At 56.3% G+C, this 853-nt stretch carries 1 protein-coding gene; it reads right to left on the minus strand.

Annotation, left to right across the window (positions count from 1 at the left end; genetic code table 11):
* Window positions 1-853, minus strand: an 853-nt coding sequence (locus VZ95_RS19845; RefSeq protein WP_045777403.1) for an ABC transporter substrate-binding protein, incomplete at both ends; no start/stop codon positions are given.

Here is an 853-nt window from a genome sequence, read left to right on the forward strand (position 1 = left end):
AGGAAGGCTTGATGCGTCGTGCGCGTGCCCTTCAGAATATTCTCTTCGACCGATTTATAATCGACGAGCAGCTTCAACGCCTGCCGCACTTCCGGCTTCGCCAGAATCGGGTTTTTCTGATTAAGACCGAGATACATCAACGAGCCTTTCACGCCCGTATCGAGCACGATCGACTTGTTGGCGGAAATGCCGATGATCTGGTCTTTTTCGAGATTGCGCGCATAATCCACGTCGCCTTTTTCCAGCATCAGGCGCTGGGTTGCGGCTTCGCCAATATGGCGGACAACGACGCGCTTGTTCTTCGGCTTGCCCGCCCAATAGTTTTCGTTGGCGTCGAGCGTGTAGCTTTCCTTGGCCTTCCACGAGCGCAGCAGATAGGCCCCGGAGGCGGCGGAATTGGTTTTCAGGAACTCATTGCCGAAATCGCCATTCGCTTCCTTCGTCTTCACCAGCTTCGAATCGACCACCGATGAGACGGTTGCGGTGAGGCAATAGTAGAAGAAGCTCGGCGCGACCGGCTTTTCGACGCGGATCAGCAGCGTCTCGGCATCCGGCGCGCGGATGCGGTCGGCCATATTATCCTTCGTGAAGCCGAACTGCGTGAGAATAAAGGCAGGGGACTTGTTCAAAGCCACGGCGCGGTGCAGCGAATAGGCGGCATCGGCGGCGGTGACCGGATTGCCGGAATGGAACTTCATGCCTTTGCGGATTTTAAACGTATAGGTCAGCCCGTCTTCGGCGACAGCCCAGCTTTCCGCAACTTGGCCTTTGATGATCGACACGTCCTTGAAGTCGTAGGACAGCAGGCGATCATAGATATTCCCCACCGCTTCCGAGCCGGAAAACTCGAAGC

Origin of the sequence: Elstera litoralis (assembly GCF_000963705.1) — a bacterium.
Lineage (GTDB): Bacteria > Pseudomonadota > Alphaproteobacteria > Elsterales > Elsteraceae > Elstera > Elstera litoralis.